At 69.6% G+C, this 19,748-nt stretch carries 11 protein-coding genes and 1 tRNA gene; 6 read left to right on the top strand and 6 right to left on the bottom strand.

The window, feature by feature from the left end; genetic code table 11:
* The first annotated feature begins 20 nt into the window (after nt 1–20).
* Nucleotides 21–881: a sulfurtransferase gene (locus H4N58_RS01095; RefSeq protein ID WP_167249404.1), complete on the top strand. Its 861-nt coding sequence runs from the start codon at nt 21–23 to the stop codon at nt 879–881.
* 67 nt (nt 882–948) lie between these two features.
* Here H4N58_RS01095 and H4N58_RS01090 read toward each other — a convergent pair whose 3' ends face one another.
* Both H4N58_RS01090 and H4N58_RS01085 read right to left on the bottom strand, forming a co-directional pair.
* A complete protein-coding gene (locus tag H4N58_RS01090; protein WP_243845039.1) occupies nt 949–1,587 on the bottom strand; it encodes an MBL fold metallo-hydrolase in 639 nt (212 codons plus the stop codon).
* A complete protein-coding gene (locus tag H4N58_RS01085; protein WP_182397127.1) occupies nt 1,584–2,672 on the bottom strand; it encodes an S-(hydroxymethyl)mycothiol dehydrogenase in 1,089 nt (362 codons plus the stop codon). Before H4N58_RS01085 ends, H4N58_RS01090 begins: the two co-directional genes overlap by 4 nt.
* Nucleotides 2,673–2,777: 105 nt before the next feature.
* Between H4N58_RS01085 and H4N58_RS01080 the strand changes: the two genes are divergently transcribed.
* The gene (locus H4N58_RS01080; RefSeq protein ID WP_167001071.1) at nt 2,778–3,191 is read left to right on the top strand and encodes a VOC family protein; all 414 of its coding nucleotides are present in this window, start codon (nt 2,778–2,780) and stop codon (nt 3,189–3,191) included.
* Nucleotides 3,192–3,251: 60 nt separating this feature from the next.
* On the opposite strand, the gene H4N58_RS01075 is transcribed toward H4N58_RS01080, so the two are convergent.
* A tRNA-Arg gene (locus H4N58_RS01075) sits at nt 3,252–3,324 on the bottom strand.
* Between the two features lie 179 nt (nt 3,325–3,503).
* Here H4N58_RS01075 and H4N58_RS01070 point away from each other — a divergent pair.
* Entirely contained in the window at nt 3,504–5,366 is a 1,863-nt protein-coding gene (locus H4N58_RS01070) for a hypothetical protein (RefSeq protein ID WP_167249406.1), read from the top strand.
* 160 nt (nt 5,367–5,526) lie between these two features.
* Here the strand turns inward: H4N58_RS01070 and H4N58_RS01065 are convergent, their stop codons facing one another.
* Nucleotides 5,527–13,800: a choice-of-anchor D domain-containing protein gene (locus tag H4N58_RS01065; protein WP_167249408.1), complete on the bottom strand. Its 8,274-nt coding sequence runs from the start codon at nt 13,798–13,800 to the stop codon at nt 5,527–5,529.
* Nucleotides 13,801–14,176: 376 nt separating this feature from the next.
* On the opposite strand from H4N58_RS01065, the gene H4N58_RS01060 reads away from it, so the two are divergent.
* Nucleotides 14,177–16,018: a phosphoenolpyruvate carboxykinase (GTP) gene (locus tag H4N58_RS01060; protein WP_167001066.1), complete on the top strand. Its 1,842-nt coding sequence runs from the start codon at nt 14,177–14,179 to the stop codon at nt 16,016–16,018.
* Between the two features lie 181 nt (nt 16,019–16,199).
* Nucleotides 16,200–16,742, top strand: coding sequence for a phosphatase PAP2 family protein (locus tag H4N58_RS01055; RefSeq protein ID WP_167249410.1), 543 nt, complete (start codon nt 16,200–16,202; stop codon nt 16,740–16,742).
* A 203-nt stretch (nt 16,743–16,945) separates the two neighbouring features.
* On the opposite strand, the gene H4N58_RS01050 is transcribed toward H4N58_RS01055, so the two are convergent.
* Both H4N58_RS01050 and H4N58_RS01045 read right to left on the bottom strand, forming a co-directional pair.
* A complete protein-coding gene (locus H4N58_RS01050) occupies nt 16,946–17,566 on the bottom strand; it encodes a hypothetical protein (protein ID WP_167249412.1) in 621 nt (206 codons plus the stop codon).
* A gap of 46 nt (nt 17,567–17,612) precedes the next feature.
* Nucleotides 17,613–17,954, bottom strand: a complete 342-nt coding sequence (locus H4N58_RS01045) for a hypothetical protein (protein ID WP_167001060.1) — start codon at nt 17,952–17,954, stop codon at nt 17,613–17,615.
* Between the two features lie 836 nt (nt 17,955–18,790).
* Here H4N58_RS01045 and ygiD point away from each other — a divergent pair.
* A complete protein-coding gene (gene ygiD / locus H4N58_RS01040; protein ID WP_208322844.1) occupies nt 18,791–19,663 on the top strand; it encodes a 4,5-DOPA dioxygenase extradiol in 873 nt (290 codons plus the stop codon).
* Nucleotides 19,664–19,748 lie beyond the last annotated feature (85 nt).

The raw sequence follows: 19,748 nt of genomic DNA, 5'->3' as shown, positions 1-19,748 counted from the left end.
CCACTCCTGAAGGAGCATCCATGCCTGACGTACCCGCACTCGTCGACGTCGCCTGGCTCGCCGACCGTCTCGACTCCGACGTACGGGTCGTGGACGTGACGACGTTCCTGACCCAACCCGAGGGCGACGGCTACTACGACGTGGAGTCCGGCCGCGAGGCGTACGAGAAGGGACACGTCCCCGGCGCCGTCTTCGCCGACCTCCTCGCGGACTTCGCCGACACCGACGCGGCGACGACCTTCACCGCCCTCGACTCCGACACGTTCGCGCAGCGGCTCGGCGCGCTCGGCATCGGCAACGACGACCACGTCGTCCTGTACGACCAGGGCGTGAACATCTGGGCGACCCGCTTCTGGTGGAACCTGCGCCTCGAGGGCTTCGACCGCATCTCGATCCTCAACGGCGGCTTCACCGCGTGGCGCGAGGCCGGCCAGCCGGTCACGAGCGGCGTCGAGACCCTCCCCGCGACGACGTTCGTCGCGAAGCGCCGCCCGGAGCTGCTCGCGGACGTCGCGCAGGTCCGCGCCGCGATCGACGACGACAGCCGCGTCCTCGTGAACTCGCTCGACGAGGCGACGTACAAGGGCGAGCGCCAGACGTACGCGCGCCCGGGCCGTATCCCGGGCAGCAGCCACGTCTTCTTCGGCACGCTGCTCGACGAGTCCGGCCGCCTGCGCGACGCCGAGGAGGTCCGCGGGACGTTCGAGGCCGCCGGTGCGCTCGACGTCGACAAGAAGCCGATCACCTACTGCGGCTCCGGCATCGCGGCGACGACGCTCGCTTTCACGCTCGCTCAGCTCGGCCGCGACGACGTCGCCGTGTACGACGGCTCGATGACCGAGTGGGCTGCCGACGAGACGCTGCCGCTCGAGGTCGGCTGAGAGCCCGTACGACCACTGCGCGGTCGATCGCTGTCAGCATGTGGCAGCGATCGACCGCACTGTCGCGTCAGCCGAGGTTGGCCCGCTCCGCGCCGATCGTCGTGTCAGCGCCGTGCCCGGTGTGGACGACGGTGTCGTCGGGCAGCACGAAGAGCGTCGTACGGATCGAGTCCTCGATCGTCGGCCGGTCCGAGTACGAGCGCCCCGTCGCGCCGGGCCCGCCCTCGAAGAGCGTGTCGCCGGTAAAGACGGCGCCGAGGTCCGCCGCGTACAGGCAGACGGCGCCGGGCGCGTGACCCGGCGTGTGCAGCACCGTCAGCGTCGTGCCGCCGACGGGGATGGCCTGGCCGTCGGAGAGGTCGACGTCCCACAGCGCGTCGGGGTGCGTGAGCTCCCACAGCGGCTTGTCGGCGGGGTGCAGGAAGATCGGAGCACCGACGCGCTCGCGGAGGGCGGGTGCCACGCGCACGTGGTCGTCGTGGGCGTGCGTGCACACGATCGCCTTGACCGTACGGTCTCCGACCACCTCGAGGATCGCGTCGATGTCGTGCGGTGCGTCGATCACGACGCACTCGGAGTCGTCACCGACGACCCAGACGTTGTTGTCGACGTCGAAGGTCTCGCCGTCGAGCGAGAAGGTCCCCGAGACGACTCCGTGGTCGATGCGTGGCCCGTCGGCGGAGCCGATGCGAGGCGCGCCGCTCACGAGAAGACCACCACCGAGCGCAGCACGTCGCCGTGGTGCATCCGCTCGAACGCGGCCTCGATGCCGTCGATCGCGATCTCCTCGGTGACGAACGCGTCGAGGTCGAGGCGGCCCTGACGATAGAGGTCGACGAGCATCGGGAAGTCGCGGCTCGGCAGGCAGTCGCCGTACCAGGACGACTTGAGCGCACCGCCGCGCGAGAACATGTCGATCAGCGGGATGCCGGGCAGCTCCATGTCGGGCGTCGGGACACCGACGAGGACGACGGTGCCGGCGAGGTCGCGGGCGTAGAACGCCTGCTTCCAGGTCTCGGGACGGCCGACCGCGTCGATGACGACGTCGGCGCCGTAGCCACCGGTCAGCGCCTGGATCGCCTCGACCGGGTCGGTCTCGGAGGAGTTGACCGTGTGGGTGGCGCCGAGCCGGGTGGCGGCATCGAGCTTCTTGGGGTCGATGTCGACGGCGATGATCGTGCTGGCCCCGGCGAGGGCCGAGCCGGCGATCGCGGCCACTCCGACTCCGCCGCAGCCGATCACGGCGACGGACTTGCCGCGGCCGACGTTGCCGGTGTTGATCGCCGCACCGATGCCGGCCATCACGCCGCAGCCCAGCAGGCCGACCGCGGCGGGACGCGCCTCGGGGTCGACCTTGGTGCACTGCCCGGCGGCGACGAGCGTCTTCTCGGCGAACGCGCCGATGCCGAGCGCCGGCGACAGCGGAGTGCCGTCGGCCAGCGTCATCTGCTGGGTCGCGTTGTGGGTGTCGAAGCAGTACTGGGGCTCTCCGCGCTCGCACGCGCGGCACACGCCGCACACCGCGCGCCAGTTGAGGACGACGAAGTCGCCCGGCGCGATCGCGGTGACGCCCTCACCGACAGCCTCGACGATGCCCGCGGCCTCATGGCCGAGGAGGAACGGGAACTCGTCGTTGATGCCGCCCTCGCGGTAGTGCAGATCGGTGTGGCACACCCCGCACGCCTCGACCTTCACCAGCGCCTCGCCCGGCCCCGGGTCGGGCACCAGGATCGTCTCCAGACTCACCGGCTCCCCGACGGCCTTCGCCACGACACCCTTGACCTCGTGCATCCGTTCCCTCACCTCTCGTCGCTGTCGGTCTTCCCGCGTCACGCTACCTGCGCGCGAAAGAAGCGCTCGACCCCCGACGAACCCCGCCGCCCGTACGGTGGGCGGATGCCCCTCGAGCTGGTCGCGCTGATCGTCCCCGACTACGACGAGGCGATCGACTTCTTCGTCGACGTCCTCGGCTTCGCGCTCGCCGAGGACTCCCCGTCGCTGACCAACGACGGGCGCCCGAAACGGTGGGTGGTCGTACGGCCGGAGGACGGCGGGACCGGCATCCTGCTCGCGTGTGCCGACGGGGAGAACCAGGAGCGCGCGGTCGGCGACCAGTTCGCCGGTCGGGTCGGCCTGTTCCTCCGGGTCGCGGACTTCGACGCCCGCGTCGCGCGGATGAAGGCGGCGGGCGTGGAGTTCGTGTCCGAGCCGAGGACGGAGCCGTACGGGCGGGTCGCGGTCTTCCTCGACCTCGTCGGCAACCGCTGGGACCTGCTCTCGCTCGAGCGCGAAGACGGGGGCGCTGTCTAGCCGGCGTGGCGGGAACGACGAAGGCCGGACCCACCGGGTCCGGCCTTCGTCTCTCATCTGCGCGCTCGAAGGGATTCGAACCCCTAACCTTCTGATCCGTAGTCAGATGCTCTATCCGTTGAGCTACGAGCGCCCGCCTCATCAGCGAAGCGACCCCTACTCTAGCGGGTCGTTCCGCGAGACCGAAATCGGGCTCCCTTTGGTGGTCAATCGAGCCCCCGAGAGCCTGTGCGCAGGGTACGTTGCCCTCTCCGGCATCACCACCGTGAACTGCGCCGATGGCCGCATCCCCCGCTCGAACCGAGGTATCCCATGACCACATCCGCGCGCGCCCGCAGGCGCCCGCTCACGACCGCCGTCGCCCTGACGGCCGTCACCGCAGCGACGCTGGCCATGGCCGGCCCCGCGATCGCCGACACTCCCGCAGCGCCCGCGCCCACCATCGGCTCGGCCTGCCCGGCCGCGTTCCCCGCCACCGAGCTGGTCCGCCCCAGCGGCGCGAACCCCGGCACGCCCGTCGAGGGCATCACGGTCTCGTCCGGCACGGCCACCGACACCGTCAGCGGTGAGTTCGTCGGGACGCTCGACGACGGCATCGCCCCCGGCGTCGACATGCTCATCTTCAAGATGAAGGGTTCGCGCATCACCAACGCCGCCGGCGCCGTCGACCGCGGCATCTGGGCGGGCATGTCCGGCACCCCGCTGTACGCCGCGGACGGCCGCCTCGTCGGCGCCGTCTCGTACGGCCTCTCCGCCACTCCGAGCGAGTACGCAGGCGTCACCCCCGCTGCCGACATCTATCGCGCAGGGACGTACGGGACTGCCGCGGCCACCGCCTCGCTCAGCCCGAAGGTCACCTCTGCGATCCGTGCCGCCGGCGCGAGCGCTGCGGCCACCGCCGGTTCGATGCGCCGCCTCCCGACTCCCGTGATGATTCCTTCGGGTCTCTCGACCGCCAAGGCGAACGCGATCGCCAAGAAGGCGCGGCTCAAGGGCGTCACGTTCCGCTCCGGCGGCGTCGGCGGCCGTACGAACAGCCAGAAGATCCCGGTCTCGGCCGGCTCCAACGTGGCCGCGTCGTACTCGTACGGGTCGACCCCGCTCGCCGGCGTCGGCACGACGACCGCTGTCTGCGGGTCGACCGTCTACGCCTTCGGCCACCCGATGGACTGGATGGGCAAGACCAAGATGTCGCTGCACGGCGCGGACGCCGTCTATGTCGAGCGCGACAACTCCGGCTCCTACAAGCTTGCCAACGTCGGTGCGCCGATCGGCTCGTTCACGCAGGACCGCCTCGCCGCGATCGTCGGATCGATCGGCGCGGTCCCGACCGGCGCCAAGGTCACGACGACCAACCGCATGGGCACCCGTACGCGTACGTCGTCGAGCACCGTCACCTCGCCGGACTGGATCTCCTCCCTCGCGGCGCTCCAGTCGACGAACGACTCGTGGGTCGTCACCGACGGCACCTTCGGCGGCGAGGCACGAGCGACCCGCACGATCCGCCTCAAGCGCGCGAACGGCCAGATCCTGACCTACCGCCGCACGGACATGTACGCCGACCGGTACGACATCACCGCTGGAGCCGCCGACTATCTCGCCGGTGACATCGAGTCGCTGCTGTCCAACGACTTCGAGCCCGTGACGATCCTCGACGCCACCCAGACGTCGACGGTCAACGAGGGGTACGAGGCGTACTCGGTCGGTCGCGTCCAGGCCAAGCAGTTCGGCCGGTGGACGACGGTCGGTGAGGACGGCGTGATGGCTCGTCGCGGCGGCACGCTCCGCCTGCGCGTGACGCTGGTCCGCGAGAAGGGGGCTGCCGGCCCCGCGCGCAAGGTCGTGAACCTCAAGGTCGCGGTCCCGCGCAAGAAGCTCCGGAGCCCGATCGGGATGCTGACCATCACTGGCGGCGCCGGCATGAGCGACGAGGAGATGTACTACGAGGAGTACGCCGAGGAGTACTCCACCGCCGCCGCCGAGGCGTCCGGCCTGCCCGCGCTCATCCGTGCGATGTCGACCGCTGAGCGCGGCAACGACGTCACCGCTGTGCTGAGCATGGGATCGGGACGTCGCGCCGTCGACAAGACCGCACGCAAGGCGACCGCCACGGTGGTCACGGGCGGCCTGATGATCCCGGTGATGCGCTACGGCAAGCTGCCGAAGAAGCGCTGACACCTGGTCGAGCGACAGGGCCCGCATCCCGTGAGGGGTGCGGGCCCTTCGCCATTCCCGCCCCGGGTCACTCTCCGCGCCTCCCGGGTCACTCTCCGCGCCTCCCGGTGACCCGGCGCGGGCAGAAGGGGACCCGGGGCGGGCAGAAACTGACCCGGGGTCAGTTGAGGGTGGTGACGTCCACGTAGTCGATCTTCGTGTTCGTCCCGCCGAGCGCGTCCAGCGTGAGGCGGCCGTCCTCGACGGTGACCTCGACGGTCGCCGTCTTGTGGCGGGTCGCGGAGCCGACCGCTCCGGCCGGGACGAACGCGTCGATCGCGCGCGTGCCCTCGACGTTGAGCGTGTGGATCTCCGGGTCGGTGTTCACGTTGGGCTCACCGACGGCGACGGTCACCGAGTACGAGCCGTTGGGCACCGCGAGCTCCCATCGGCCCGGCAGCGGCGTGCCGTTGAAATTCGGCACGTCGTCGGCCTGCATGTGCATGAACGTGTCGAGCCGCAGGTCCGGCTGCACCGACTTGCGCCAGCGCCCGTTGCCCGGACCCGACGTGCCGCCGACGGACAGGTCGAGCGGCTGGAGCGTCGTCTCGCCGAGCCATCCGTACGTGAGTCCCGTGCCCTGGTCCGGACGCGTCCGCGCGCCGAACGCCTGCCCGAAGTCCTTGAGATAGCCCGCAGGCAGCGTCGCGGCCTCGTTGCCGAAGTCGACCTTCACATCCACGTCCTGCGCGGCCGCGGTCGGAGTCGCCGAGGCGGTGCCGTCACCGGAGTTGCCGGCGCCCTTGTAGACGGCGCGCACCACGTAGTAATACGTCGTGCCGTTCACCGCGGTGGGGTCGGTGTACGTCGTCGCCGACAGCGGGTCACCCGAGGTCGGTCCACTGATCAGCGACGCGTCGTTGACGGCGAAGTCTGCCGTCGTCCCGCGCCAGACCCGGTAGCCGACACCCACGTCGTACGGGTTGCGTCCCCACGAGAGTGTCACCTTGTTGTTGCCGGGGATCGCGACGACCTGCGGCGTGGTGATGACCTCGGGGCGGAGGTTGGTGACGAGATAGACGTTGTCCTGGTAGTCGTAGTTGATCCCGGCGTAGTCCATCGAGAGCAGGTAAGACCCCGGGACGAGCGTGCCGGTCCGGTCCTTCACCGGCCACAGCCGCACGTGCTGGCCGCACGGGGCGACGCAGCCGTTGTTGAGGTCGACCTGCTCATTGTTCTTCGCGCGATCGGTCCACTCGTTGTCCACCCCGAACCCGAAGACCGGGCCGGGCGTGAACGACCCGGCAGCCGGCCCCGCACCCACACTGTTGCTCGCCCTCGGCAGCAGCGACTGGGCGTACTGGCCGCCCATGTTGGTGATCTGGGGCGCGGTGTTGCTGCCCTTGGCGTGCCACTTCACGCCGGCGCCATTCAGGTACGTGTGGAACCCGGCCAGCTGCCGTACGGTGACCGGCTTGGTGGTGTCGATGCGCGACCAGTACGGAGAGAGGACCTCGTCACCGATCGGCGCGTACTCGCCCTTGCTCGCGAAGCCGTTGGGGATGACGCTGCCGATCCCGAACGCCTTCACGATCTGCGAGAGGTTCGGCTCCTGGCCACCCTCGCTCTGCGACTGCCAGAGGCCGCCGAGCCGGATGACCTGCAGAGGGTCGGTCTCCGCGTTGCTCTGCACGGTCAACGTGCCGTTGTGGACCTTCGTCGACTGCGCCACGAATTTCACGGTGAGATCGCGCGTCGCGCCCGGCGTGACCGTGAACGGCACCGCCGGCGGGTCCACGAGCTGGAACTGCCCGGTGATCGGCAGCCCCGTGACCTGCAGCGCCGCCGTGCCGGTGTTGCTGATCCGAACGGTGCCCGTGTCGGCCATCTTCTGGTCGCCGTCCGCGGTGGTCTGCAGCCGGTTGAACGCGATCTGGTCGGCGAACGGCACCGGGTCGAGATTCACCGCCTTGAGCACCGCACCCTCGGCCTCGGCAGGGACGTACGGCTTGACGTTGCGGACGAGGAGCACGATGTCCTGGCTGTCGAACGGCGAGCCCGGGACCTCCTCGGTTGCGACGACGTACGCGTTCGCCTCGACGGTCCCGTCGGCGTTCTTGTAGGGATAGACGCGGATGTGGTGCGGAAGCGCGGCATCCCACGTGTTGAGGGCGTCCTCGGTATAGGCCTTGCGGCCGCTGAAGTACGGCCACTCGGAGTAAAGCCCGAAGACGGTCTCCTCACCGGGGTCGATGTTGGTCGTCGAGCCTGTGGGGTTGATCATCAGCCCCTGCGCCTCGGACGCCTTGATCGAGAACTGCGGGTGGAGACCGGCGGCCTGCCCGGCGTCGTACCAGCCGACGTGCACGGCGGGGTCGTTGTTCTGCGGTCCGTACGCGGCCAGCGGCGTGATGCTGATCGGCGCGTCGAAGGCGGCCTTCTGGAAGAGCTGCGCGGCGATCTCGTCGCCGATCGGACCCTGCGTCGAAGGCATCGACGCGTTGCCGGGCTCGGGATCACCGACGTTGATCGGGATCTGCAGCGTGTCCATGATCCGCTGCAGCGACGGCTCGTTGCCCCCGCCGAGGCCTGCCGCGCCGAGGCCACGGAGCGCGACGGTCTTCGTGCCGACCGAGGTCGCGATCTGCAGGGACGCCGCCTTCACGCCGACCGACGTCGGACGGAACGTGACCGCCACCTGGGTCGGCGCACCCGGCGCCACCGTGATCGGTGCCGCGTTGGGCGTGGTCGTCGCGAACATCGCCGCGTCGCCGCCGGTGAACGTCAGCCCTCCGGCGGGGATGGTCAGCGTCTCCGTGCCGGTGTTGGTCACGGTCGCCTGCGCCGCCGGCGACGTGGCGTTCGTCTGGCCGCTGAGGAACAGCCGAGGCGTGACGTCGGCGCCTGCGCCACCGGCACCGCCGCGCGGCTTCACGAGCGCGATCGTGCCGTTGCCGAGCTGCGTCACGTACAGGTTGCCGGTCGCCGGGTCCTCGGTGAGGTCGAGCGGCTGGTTGAACCCGGTCAACCCGGTGGTGCCGACCTTGCGGTTCGACAGTGTCCCATCCGGCGCCACGTCGAAGCTGACGATGTCCTGGCCCTGGCTGTAGCGGACATAGAGAAGCTTGCCCTTGAGCGCGCCGCCGAAGGCGTTGCTCGTGTACTCGATGACGCCGTTCGCGCTGGCGTGCAGCCCGGCGTCGAACACGCCCGACAGGTCGTAGTTCGGGTCGGCCGCCGTACCCACGGGATAGCGGGCCGTCTCGAACGGGTCCGCGCCCGCGGTCGGGTTGCCGTTGTTGAGGACGTACTCGCAACGGCTCGGGTTCGGGTGGCCGTAGTATTTCCCCTTGCGGACGCGGAAGACGTAGTCGGTCTCCGCGTTCGGGTTGCTCGTGATGCCCGCGATGCCGGTCGGTCCGCCATAGCCGCCGTCGGGGCGCTTCGTGCAGTGCGCGGGGAGCGTCGTCGGGACGGCCGGGACGTTGCCGCCGGCCGCGGAGCCGTTGGTCGGCACGTAGAGGCTGCCGTTGCTGTGCCACACCAGGTCGTACGCGTTGCGGATGCCGCTGCCGTACACCGTGACCGGCGCGTTCGCGGCGAACGGGTCGTACGCCGCCGGCCGCACGTTCACCGGCAGCTGTGCGGGCAGCTTTGTCAGGTCGACGCGGAGCGTGGCCGCCGACAGCGGGTGCTCCTCGCGGTTGCCCCAGGTGCCGTCGGCCGCGCCCATGGCGTTGTTGGCGCCGACGTTGAAGTAGAGGGCACCGTCGGGTCCGAACGCGACCGAGTTGGCCTCGTGGTCCTTGATGGACCGCGGGATGCCGTCGAGCACGGCGGTGTAGGTGCCGAGGTTCGGGCCGGTCAGCTTCGCGAGGCGGCCGCTGAGGTCCGGCACGTTGTTCTGGCCGATGAAGGGCGCGTTGTCGGTGATCCACAGAATCGGGTTCGCCGGGGTCGACGCCGGGTCGAAGGCGAGGCCGATGACCGTACGGGTGCCCTTCGCGTACGTGTCACCGCTGGCCGCGCTGTTGGAGTAGTCGCGGACGGTGGTGATCTTGAACCGGTTCGTGAGCTTGCCGTCGGCCGCGATGTCGAAGCGGTAGAGGTCGCCCGCGAGGGTCGCGGCGTACATCCGGCCGTCCGGCCCCTTGGTGATGCTCGAGTAGCCCATCTCGGCGCCGGTGGCCGCCGGAGCACCCGAGTCCGACGGGTCGAACGCGACCGGTCCGCCGCCGCCGGTCGTCTCGCCGGTGGTGAAGACGCTCGAGTACGGCAGGAACGCGTGCCCGTCGACGTCCTTCACGGCGTCGGTGACGGCGAAGCGGTAGAGCGTGTTCGGCTCGAGCGCCTGCTTCGGCGACAGGTTGATGACGTCGCCCCCGCCGCTGGTGAGGACGTTCGCGTCGACCGCCGCCCCGTTCGCGACCTTGGTCAACGTGACGCTCGACGAGGTCAGCGAGCCTGGCGCGACGCCGCTGCCGACGAGGAACAAGTCATTGACGACGCTGCCGGTCGGGGAGGCGCCCGTGGCGAGGTTGGTCGGCGTCGACTTGCGCACCGAGGGCCGCAGGGAGGCTCCGGCGACGCTGTCCACCGTCACCCAGTTGAGCTTGGTGTTCGTGCCGCTGTTCGGGGTGATCGTGAGGCGGCCGTCGGCGACGTTGACCGTACGGACGGCCGTGGCGTGCTTCGTCGCCGCGCCTGCGGCGCCCGTCGGCACGAAGCCGGCGACCGCGCTCTGGTCCTCGACGTTGAGCCAGTGCACCGAGTCGGTCGCCGTGCCTGCGTCGCCGACGGAGACCTCGACGCGGTACGCGCCGTTAGGCACCTCCAGCTCCCAGTAGGCGGGGATCTTCACGCCCTGGCTGGCGTTCTCGGGAAGCTGCATGTGGATCGTGCCGGCCCGCAGCTGCGGGGTGCCGACCGGCGCCCCACCCGCAGTGCCGTCGAGGCGGTTGCGCCCGTTCCCGACGATGCTCTGCGGCTCGACGGTGCCGAGACGCCGCCATCCGTACGCGAGCCCGGCGCCCTGATCGGCGCCGGTCCGCAGCCCGTACGCCTCGCCGAAGTCCTTGAGGTAGCCCGCGGGCGGCGCGCTCGCCTCGTCCGCGAAGCGCACGGCGCGGTGCACGTCGGGCTCGGTCGGCGCGTCGGCGCTGACGATCGCCAGGTGGTTCATCTTGGTGTTCGTGCCGCCGATCGCGTCGATCGTCAGCCGGCCGTCGGTCACGTGGACGACGCTGGTCGCAGCCTCGTACTCCTTGGCCGCCGTCGCCTGGAACCCGCCGACGACCGTGACGCCCTCGGCGCGGATCGTGTGCAGGCTGTCGTACGCCGTCGAACCCATCTGGTCGCCGACGCTGACCGCGACCTCGTACCAGCCGTCGGGGACGGCCCGCTCGAACGCGCCCGCGACGAGGTTGCCGTTGGCCGGGTTGGCACTGGCCACGTCCCCGTACTGCAGGTGGATCAGCCGGTTCTGCAGCGCGGTCACCGGCGCCGGTCGCGTACGGAGGCGTCCGTTCTTCGTCAGGTCAAGCGGCTCGTGCGTCGTGGCTGCGAGGCTGGCCTGCGTCACCCAGCCGAGGCCGGAGGCGTCGGTCCAGGCGGCGCCGCTGTTCTTGGTCCAGCCCGCCGGGACCGCGTTGTCGGCGGCCGTCGTGAAGACGTACTTCTGGTCGACCTCGACCGGCGGCTCGGGCTCGTCGGTGCTGTCGACCTCGACATAGTTGAGCTTGGTGTTGATGCCGCCGATCGCGTCGAGCGTGAGGCGGCCGTCGATGACCTCGACGGTCGTCGTCGCGGTCTCGTACTCCTTGGCCGCCGAGCTCTTGAAGGCGTCGATCGCCTTCTCACCCTCGACGTTGACGACGTGGGTGCTGTCGTACCCGTTGGCGCCGCCGCCCTGGTCGCCGACGGAGACCTTCACGGCGTACCAGCCGTCGGGGACGGCGAGCTCGAATGCGCCCGAGACCGTGTTCTGGCCGGCCTGCAGCGGCGGCGTCGCCGCGCCGTACTGCAGGTGGATCAGGCTGTTCTGCAGCGCGGTGACCGGGGCGGGCCGCGTACGGGAGCGCGTGTTGGTGGTCATGTCGAGCGGCACGTGCGTCGCGCTCAGGCTGTCCTCGCGGACGAAGCCGTCACCCGCCGCGTCGCTCCACGGGGTGCCGGTGTGCTTGGTGTAGCCGGAGACGCCCGGCCCGGCCGCCGGTTGGAACACGAACTTCTCGTGCACCGGCTCCGGCTCGACCTCCGGCGTGGTGACCTCGACGGTCTCCGACGCGGCGGAGGCGTTGCCCGTGGCGTCGACGGCGACGACCCAGTAGGCGTACGTGGTGCCGGGATCGACGGTGGTGTCGACGTACTCGGAGTCGTCGACCTCGGCGATCGGCGGCTCCTCGGCCAGCGGAGCCGCCGCTCCGACGAGGGAGCGGTAGACCGCGTAGTGGTCGAGGTCGGCCTCGGCGCTGTCGGCCCAGTCGAGGGTGACCTCACCTTTGGCGGCAGTCGCCTCGAGCCCGGTCGGCGCAGCCGGCGCGGTGCCGTCGACAGGCGTCGCGGAGGCGCTGCCCGAGGGGTCCGACGGGTTGCCGTGCGTGTCCACGGCGACGACGACGTAGTAGTACGTCGTGCCGTTCGTGGCGTCCTCGTCGGTGAAGCTGGCCGTCGGGACCAGACCCGGTCCACCGATCCCGTCGCCGGTCGTCGGGACGTCGGCGGTCGTCGCGCGGTAGACGCGGTAGCCCGCGAGGTCGCTCTCGGTGCTCGCGGTCCAGGTCAGCGCGACCTGCCCGTCGCCCGCGGTCGCGGTCGGCGTCGCCGGTGCGGCCGGCGGGGTGGTGTCGGTCGGGGTGGCGGTGATGCCCTCGGTGAGGGCCGACGTGTTGCCGTTCTTGTCGAAGGCAGCGACCGCGTAGGTGTAGAGCGTGTCGTTCTCGGCGGACTCGTCGGTGTACGACGTGGTGTCCGCGTCGACGTCGGCGATCTCGACGTACGGGCCGGCGCCGGTCTTGCGATAGACCGTGTAGCCGTCGAGGTCGTCCTCGGTGTTGGCGTCCCAGCTCAGCGCGACCTCGCCGTCGCCCTCCTCGACCTCGAGGCCGGTCGGGACGTCCGGCGGGGTCTGGTCGCCCGGGTCGCCCGCCGGTGTCGCCGGGACGGGCGTGGAGTCGGAGGACGCGTTGCCGCGACGGTCGACGGCACGGATCGTGTAGAGGTAGGCGACACCGTTCTTGGCACTGGAGTCGGTGAGCGTCGTGTCGGTCGCACCGGCGGTGATCTCGATCGCGACGCCGCCTCCGTCAGCGCGGGTCCGCGTGATGACGTAGCCGTCGAGATCGGGCTCGGTGTTCGCGTTCCAGCTCAGCGCGACCTCGCCGTCGCCGGCCGCGGCGGTGAGCCCGCTCGGCGTGGCCGGAGCGCTCCTGTCGATCGGCATGGCCGCGACCAGTGCGGGCGACGAGGAGTTGCCCGACGTGTCGCGGGCGACGAGTGAGTAGACGTACGCGGTGCCGTTGACGGCGCTCGAGTCGGTCGCCGTCGTCGCAGTCTTGCCGAGGTCCCAGGTCTTGGGCCCGCTGGTTCCACCGGTGCGCCGGAGCACGTACCCGGCGAGGTCGAACTCGGCGTTCTTCTTCCAGGCGAGCGAGACCTTGCTGTCACCGGCGTCGGCGACGAGGCCGGTCGGGGCCTTCGGAGCGACCTTGTCCCGCGGCGTCGACCGGACAGCAGCACTCGCGCGGGAGGCGTTACGTCGGTGGTCGACCGCGACGATGGCGTACGAGTACGCCGTGCCGTTGGCCAGCCCCGTGTCCGTGAAGCGCGGGGTCGCGACCTCGCGGAGCAGCCGGCCGCCTCGGTAGACGCGGTAGCCCCGCAGGTCGAGCGCCGTCGAGGCCTTCCAGCTCAGGGCGACGGCGCGATCACCGGCGACGGCGCGCACACCGGTCACGGTCGCGGGCGCCGTACGGTCGGGAGACTTCACGTACTCGGCAGCGACCGATCCTGCGCCGGACTTCTTCACGTAGCGGACCTCGAGCGTGTGCTTGCCCTTGCGGAGCTTGCGCACGGCCGCGGCGTACCGGCCCTTCGTCGACGTGGCGACCGTACGGCCGTCGACGCGGAGCACCGCCTTGCCGGTCGCACGCCCGCGGATCTCGTACGCGCCCTTGAGCGTCCGCGTCGTGCTCCAGCGCACCGAGAACGGCTTGCGGCTCGCGGGGTACGAGGCAGCGATGCGCTTCTCGCACCGGGTGACGGTGGGCTTGCCCTTGAACGCGGTGCCCTTGTAGTACTGCGCGAGCCAGCGGCCGGACTTGGCGCACTTGCTGGCGCTCGGGGCCGCAGAAGCCGGGTCGGCGAGACCAGGGGCGAGAGCGAGCACACCGGCGACGAGCGTGAGAGCGAGGAGGAGGGCGAGGGCGGGACGACGGGGCTGAACGCCGTTGTTCATGTGCTGCTCCGAGCGGGCCGGGGGAAGTGACGTGACTCTAGGAATCAGCCCCCTCTCCCGTCAGGGAATTGTGAAAACTGAACTATCTGGACGATCGCCCTAGACAAGCCTGGAGACGATGCGATTTGTCGGGCCGGCCAACTTAAAAGCCCAGGTCAGAAGGGGTGTGTGACATAGTTCACTAACTCGCACCCCTTGGGGGCGGGCCTCTGAGCGGGGCATACATTGGCAGCACGGCTCACGTGATTCGGACCGCATCGCGGCTGAGATCGCGCGGCCGCGACCACCTATCCACATCAGCTGGCCGGCCACAGGATGGCACGGGCAGTGCGATCAACACGCTTGAATCGCGATGCGAGAAGGACAAAAAAACATCATGGCCGCAGATATCACGACCAGCGACCCCCTGACGACCACCTACCGCTCGAGTCACGCCGAGCTCCAGGCCTGGGTCGACGAGGTCGCCGCACTCACCAAGCCCGACTCGATCACCTGGATCGAGGGCACCCCCGACGAGTGGACCCGCCTCACCGACGAGCTCGTCGACGCCGGCACCTTCGTCCGCCTGGACGAGACCAAGAAGCCCAACTCCTTCTGGTGCGCCTCCGACCCGACCGATGTCGCGCGCGTCGAGGACCGCACCTTCATCTGCAGCGTTGACGAGGCCGACTCCGGCCCCACCAACAACTGGATGGCGCCGACCGAGATGAAGCGCCTCATGACCGACCTGTACGACGGGTCGATGCGAGGCCGCACCATGTTCGTCATCCCGTTCGTCATGGGCCACCTCGACTCGGCGCACCCGATGTTCGGCGTCGAGATCACCGACTCCGCTTACGTCGTCGCGTCGATGACCGTGATGGCCCGCGTCGGCCGCGAGGTCCTCGACAAGATCGAGGCCACCACCGCCTCGTACGTCCCCGCGCTGCACTCCGTCGGCGCTCCGCTCGAGGCCGGCCAGGCGGACGTGCCGTGGCCGTGCAACGACACCAAGTACATCGTGCAGTTCCCCGAGGAGCGCATGATCTGGTCGTACGGGTCCGGCTACGGCGGCAACGCGCTGCTCGGCAAGAAGTGCTACTCGCTGCGCATCGCCTCGGTCATGGGTCGCGACGAGGGCTGGCTCGCCGAGCACATGCTGATCCTCAAGCTCACCTCGCCCGAGAACGAGGTCAAGTACATCGCGGCCGCCTTCCCGAGCGCGTGCGGCAAGACCAACCTCGCGATGGTCGAGCCCACGATCCCGGGCTGGAAGGTCGAGACCCTCGGCGACGACATCGCGTGGATGCGCATCGGCGCCGACGGCCGCCTCTACGCGGTCAACCCCGAGTTCGGGCTGTTCGGCGTCGCGCCGGGCACCGGCTGGGACACCAATGCCAACGCGATGCGCACCATCGCCAAGGGCAACTCGGTGTTCACCAACGTCGCGCTCACCGATGACGGCGACGTCTGGTGGGAGGGCATGACCGACGAGGCGCCCGCGCACCTCACCGACTGGAAGGGCCGCGACTGGACCCCCGAGTCCGACGAGCTCTCGTCGCACCCCAACAGCCGCTTCTGCACCCCGATCCGGCAGTGCCCGATCCTGGCGCCGGAGTACGACGACCCGAACGGCGTGCCGATCGACGCGATCCTCTTCGGCGGTCGCCGCAAGACGACCATCCCGCTGGTGACCGAGGCCCGCGACTGGACCCACGGCACCTTCATGGGCGCCACGCTGTCGTCCGAGACCACCGCTGCGGCGACCGGCGCGGTCGGCGTCGTCCGTCGCGACCCGATGGCCATGCTGCCGTTCATCGGCTACGACGCCGGTGACTACTTCAGCCACTGGATCTCGATGGCCAAGAACAACGACGAGTCGAAGTTCCCCAAGGTCTTCTACGTCAACTGGTTCCGTCGTGACGAGGACGGCGGCTTCCTCTGGCCGGGCTTCGGCGAGAACAGCCGCGTGCTCAAGTACGTCGTCGAGCGCATCGAGGGCAAGGTCGACGCCGTCGAGACGCCGATCGGTCTCGTGCCGGCGCCCGGCGCGCTCGACACCGACGGCCTGGACGTCAGCGACGAGCAGATGGCCAAGGCGCTCGCGGTCGACGTCGACGAGTGGAAGGCCGAGATCCCGCAGATCAACGAGTGGTTCGAGAAGTTCGGCGACAAGCTGCCGGCCGTGCTCTGGACCGAGCTCGACGGTCTGAAGGCTCGCCTGGAAGTCGCTGGTTGAGCCTGTCGAAACCCTCGCTGGTTGAGCTTGTCGAAACCCCCGCGCGACGCCCCGCCGCTCACGCAGCTGGCGGGGCGTCGTGCTGTCCCCGACCACCCCTACGACCCAGGTCTGACACGCCCTCGCCAGGACGACCCCGCAGACCGACGAACCACGGGCCGCACCGCCGTACGGTCGCGACGTGCTGATCACCGATCCCCTCTCACACCTGATCGCCGAGGCCTTCGCGGGCCTCCCGTCGCCGCTTTCGAACGCCCTTCTCCTTCTCCCGGACATCGGCCTCGTCGCGCTCGCGCTGCTCCTCGTGACGGCCTCGTACGGGCGTGGGCCGCGCCCGCTAGCGATCGGTATCGCCGCAGGGATCGGAGTCGTGGTCTCGTACGGCGCGAGCGAGCTGCTCAAGGTCCTCGTCCGCGACGAGCGTCCGTGCCGCACCCTGGACGTGCTCGCGACCTGCCCCGGCGCCGGAGACTGGGCGTGGCCGAGCAACCACGCGACGATCGCGGCAGGTCTCGCGACGGCGGTGGTGCTGGCGGTGCCGCAGTGGTGGCGGTACGCGATGCTCCTGGCCGGCGTGGTGGCGCTCGGACGGGTCGTCGTCGGAGTCCACGACATCGCCGACGTGGTCGCCGGAGCAGCGCTCGGGATCACCGTCACGGTCGTGGTCGCACGGCTCCTGGCCCACCGCGTCGCGACCCTGCTCGTACGGGGCCCGGCGGGGTGACGCAGAAGTCTTCGCTCGATGGCCGGGTAGTGATCGAGTACTGAGTCGGCATCGCGGGCTCAGGAGAGCATCGAGCTTCACCGAAAGCGCGGTTTCCGGGCTGAGGGGACGGTGCGCCTCGCTTCTCCCTCTCGCCAGGCGAGCGGTCCGGAAGGACCGGACTCGCCGAAGCGTCGAATCAGACAGATTTACGAGTGCAACGCCTACTGAGCCACGGGTTTCGCGATGGCGGGCCTCGTAGGTTCTGCCTGCCGGATGGTAACGGGGATCGTTTCGAGTTGGGGTTCGGCGGCGGCAATCGCCTGTTTCACGTCGTGGCTGATAGCGCTCTTGCTTAGGCGCGCGACTGCTGACTCGGTCACTTCGACGATCAGGCCGGAGCGGTCAGGCGTGCCGACGGCACCGATCACCGTGCCTTCGGCACCAGGAGCGTGGATCGCAGCGTCGGCTGCCAGGTTGATCTCTTCCTGGCTGTAGGCAGCAGGCAGCGCGGTCACCGTGATGCCGTTGAGCCCTGAGCGCTCGAGCTTGCGCAATTCGTTGGGGACGGTTCCCTTCCAGCGCACCGTCGTGGTCATCGTCTGGAGATCGTTGCTGGCCCCGGCAAAGCCGGAGTACTTCTCGCGGAGCGTGTCCAAGGCGTCGTTGACGGACACAAACTTCTCCGTCGCGACTGGTCCGGCCACGTTCACCTCACTACCAGGATCTGCACTCTCTTCGGCGGCAAGCGTGGCTGCGGTGGCTGCGGTGGCTGCGGTGGCCACAACCGCTGTCGCTGCAACGGCGGCGAAAACGACGGGAACTCTGCGCGCAAGACGAGTCATGCCGATAACGATGCGCCCTGGAACCGTTGTGTTGCGAGGCGTTGTGCTACTCCGTGTAGGTCCAGACCTTGATGGTGTTGGTTGGTGTCGCGCTCTCCCCGACGAACCACTCTGTTTGGCCGTTGCCACACGCCCTGGAGTAGAAGGTCTCGCCGCTAGCCTGGATTTTGACCACGGCGCACTTGCCGTCAGCCTTGGTGTCCTTCACCCACCCGTCGATGTTGGCGTAGCCGCCACTGCACCAGATGGTGTAGTGCGACTGGGCGCCAGTGACGGAGACGTTCCGGGTGTTTCCGCACGTGTCTGCAGAAGCTGGCGACGCTCCGACCACACCGGCCGCTGCCACGAGCCCTGCTGTCGCAAGAACAGCCTTCACATGGTTCTTCATGGATCCTCCTGTATTGCTGGCCGTGTTGAATTGCTTGACAGCGTGGGTGGCGACACGCGTTGGCACAACGGCTTTCGATCAGGGTCAAAACCCGCAGACGCCGCCGAGTCCGACTGAGGCAGCAACGGAAGCTCCAACTGCCGCGCTGAGCGTGAAAGAGGGCCGACCTACCCAACAATCGGCGCGCGCTCGCGCACCCTGTACATGCGGACGTCGTCGGTGGATGGACACGCCAAGCATCGAGGTGCGGAACCGTCGGCGAGCTCGAGATGCTTAGACGTTGGCGACGGCTGGTGAGGACTGGCTACGGCTTGCCCGGGTTGCCGCCGAGCAGCTATTCAACCCGAGACCCTTCCGGACGGTTGTGGCGCTCGGGTTTCGCATTTCTAGACGTCCTTGACGTCCTCCAGGAGCGGTTGGACGCGCCGCTTCCAGTCCTGGCCGCCCCATTGGAACGCCCACCCAATCGCGTCCACCCGAACCGACGGGGAGGCTTGGCCTCACCCCCCGGGCTCTGTGCTGAGCATCCTCCGCGGATTGGTCTGGTCGTTTGCCGCCGGTCGCACCTCGGTGGAAGGGGGGCAGCGGCAAGCCGGCCGCGTCGAACCTCGCGCGGGGGCAACTCCCTACCTGTCGCCTCGTCGAGGATCCGCACGTCGGCCCCGCCGAGGGGGACACCCAGGGACCCCGACGGGGCACGGCTGACGCTGGAGCGCAGGGGTCTTCCCTCTGTCGACAGAGCGACCTCACCACTGGCTCGAGCAGCGAGCGCAAGGAGGTTAGGTGAACAGTCAACTACCTGTCGGCGGCCGAAAGGCGTAAGGGACAATGGCGACATGGCCGACACCGCAGCTCCCTCGCTCATGCCCGCAGCATTCATCGGGCACGGCAACCCGATGAACGCCCTCGAGCGCAACCGCTACACCGAGGCCTGGCGCACGCTCGGCGAGTCCCTGCCGAAGCCGCGAGCGATCCTCGTCGTGTCGGCCCACTGGTACATCAACGCCACCGCGGTCACCGCGATGCGGGCGCCGCGGACCATCCACGACTTCTACGGGTTCCCTCGCGAGTTGTTCGAGGTGGAGTACCCCGCGCCGGGCATGCCGGAGCTGTACGAGGAGGTGTCCGACGCGGTGCACCCGACGTGGTGCGGCGAGGACAAGGACTCGTGGGGCATCGACCACGGGACCTGGTCCGTGCTCACCCACGTCTTCCCGGACGCCGACATCCCGGTCGTCCAGCTCAGCATCAACGCCGACAAGGGCCTCGACTACCACCTGGACCTCGGCCAGAAGCTCAACGCGCTGCGCGCCGACGGCGTCCTCGTCCTCGGCAGCGGCAACGTCGTCCACAACCTCGGCGGGATGGACTGGGGACTCGCCGAGGAGGGGTACGACTGGGCGCACCGCTTCAACGAGTCGGCCAAGGAGCTGATGGCCGACGACCCGACCAACATCCCGACGCTCGACGCGCACTCGGACTACCGCCACGCGGTGCCGACACCGGACCACTTCCTGCCACTCCTCTATCTCGCCGGGATGGCCGATCAGTCCGGGCGCGGTGCGGAGGTGCTCGTCGACGGCTACACGTACGGGTCCCTGTCGATGACGGCGTTCACGCTCGACCTGGACTGCCCGGCGCCGGACGGCGACGTCGCTGCCGGTGAGCCCGCCACCCCTGACTCGCCGCCGGACGGCTCCAACATCTGACCGCTCGCACCCGCCTCGAGTCCGTCCTCGAGCTCGCGCGGGGTCATCTTCGGGATCGCGAGGGCGACCAGTCCCGCGACGAACA

The organism is Mumia sp. ZJ1417 (assembly GCF_014127285.1).
Lineage (GTDB): Bacteria > Actinomycetota > Actinomycetes > Propionibacteriales > Nocardioidaceae > Mumia.
The sequence above is the reverse complement of the archived record's forward strand: the minus strand, read 5'-3'. Positions and strand labels throughout refer to the sequence as shown.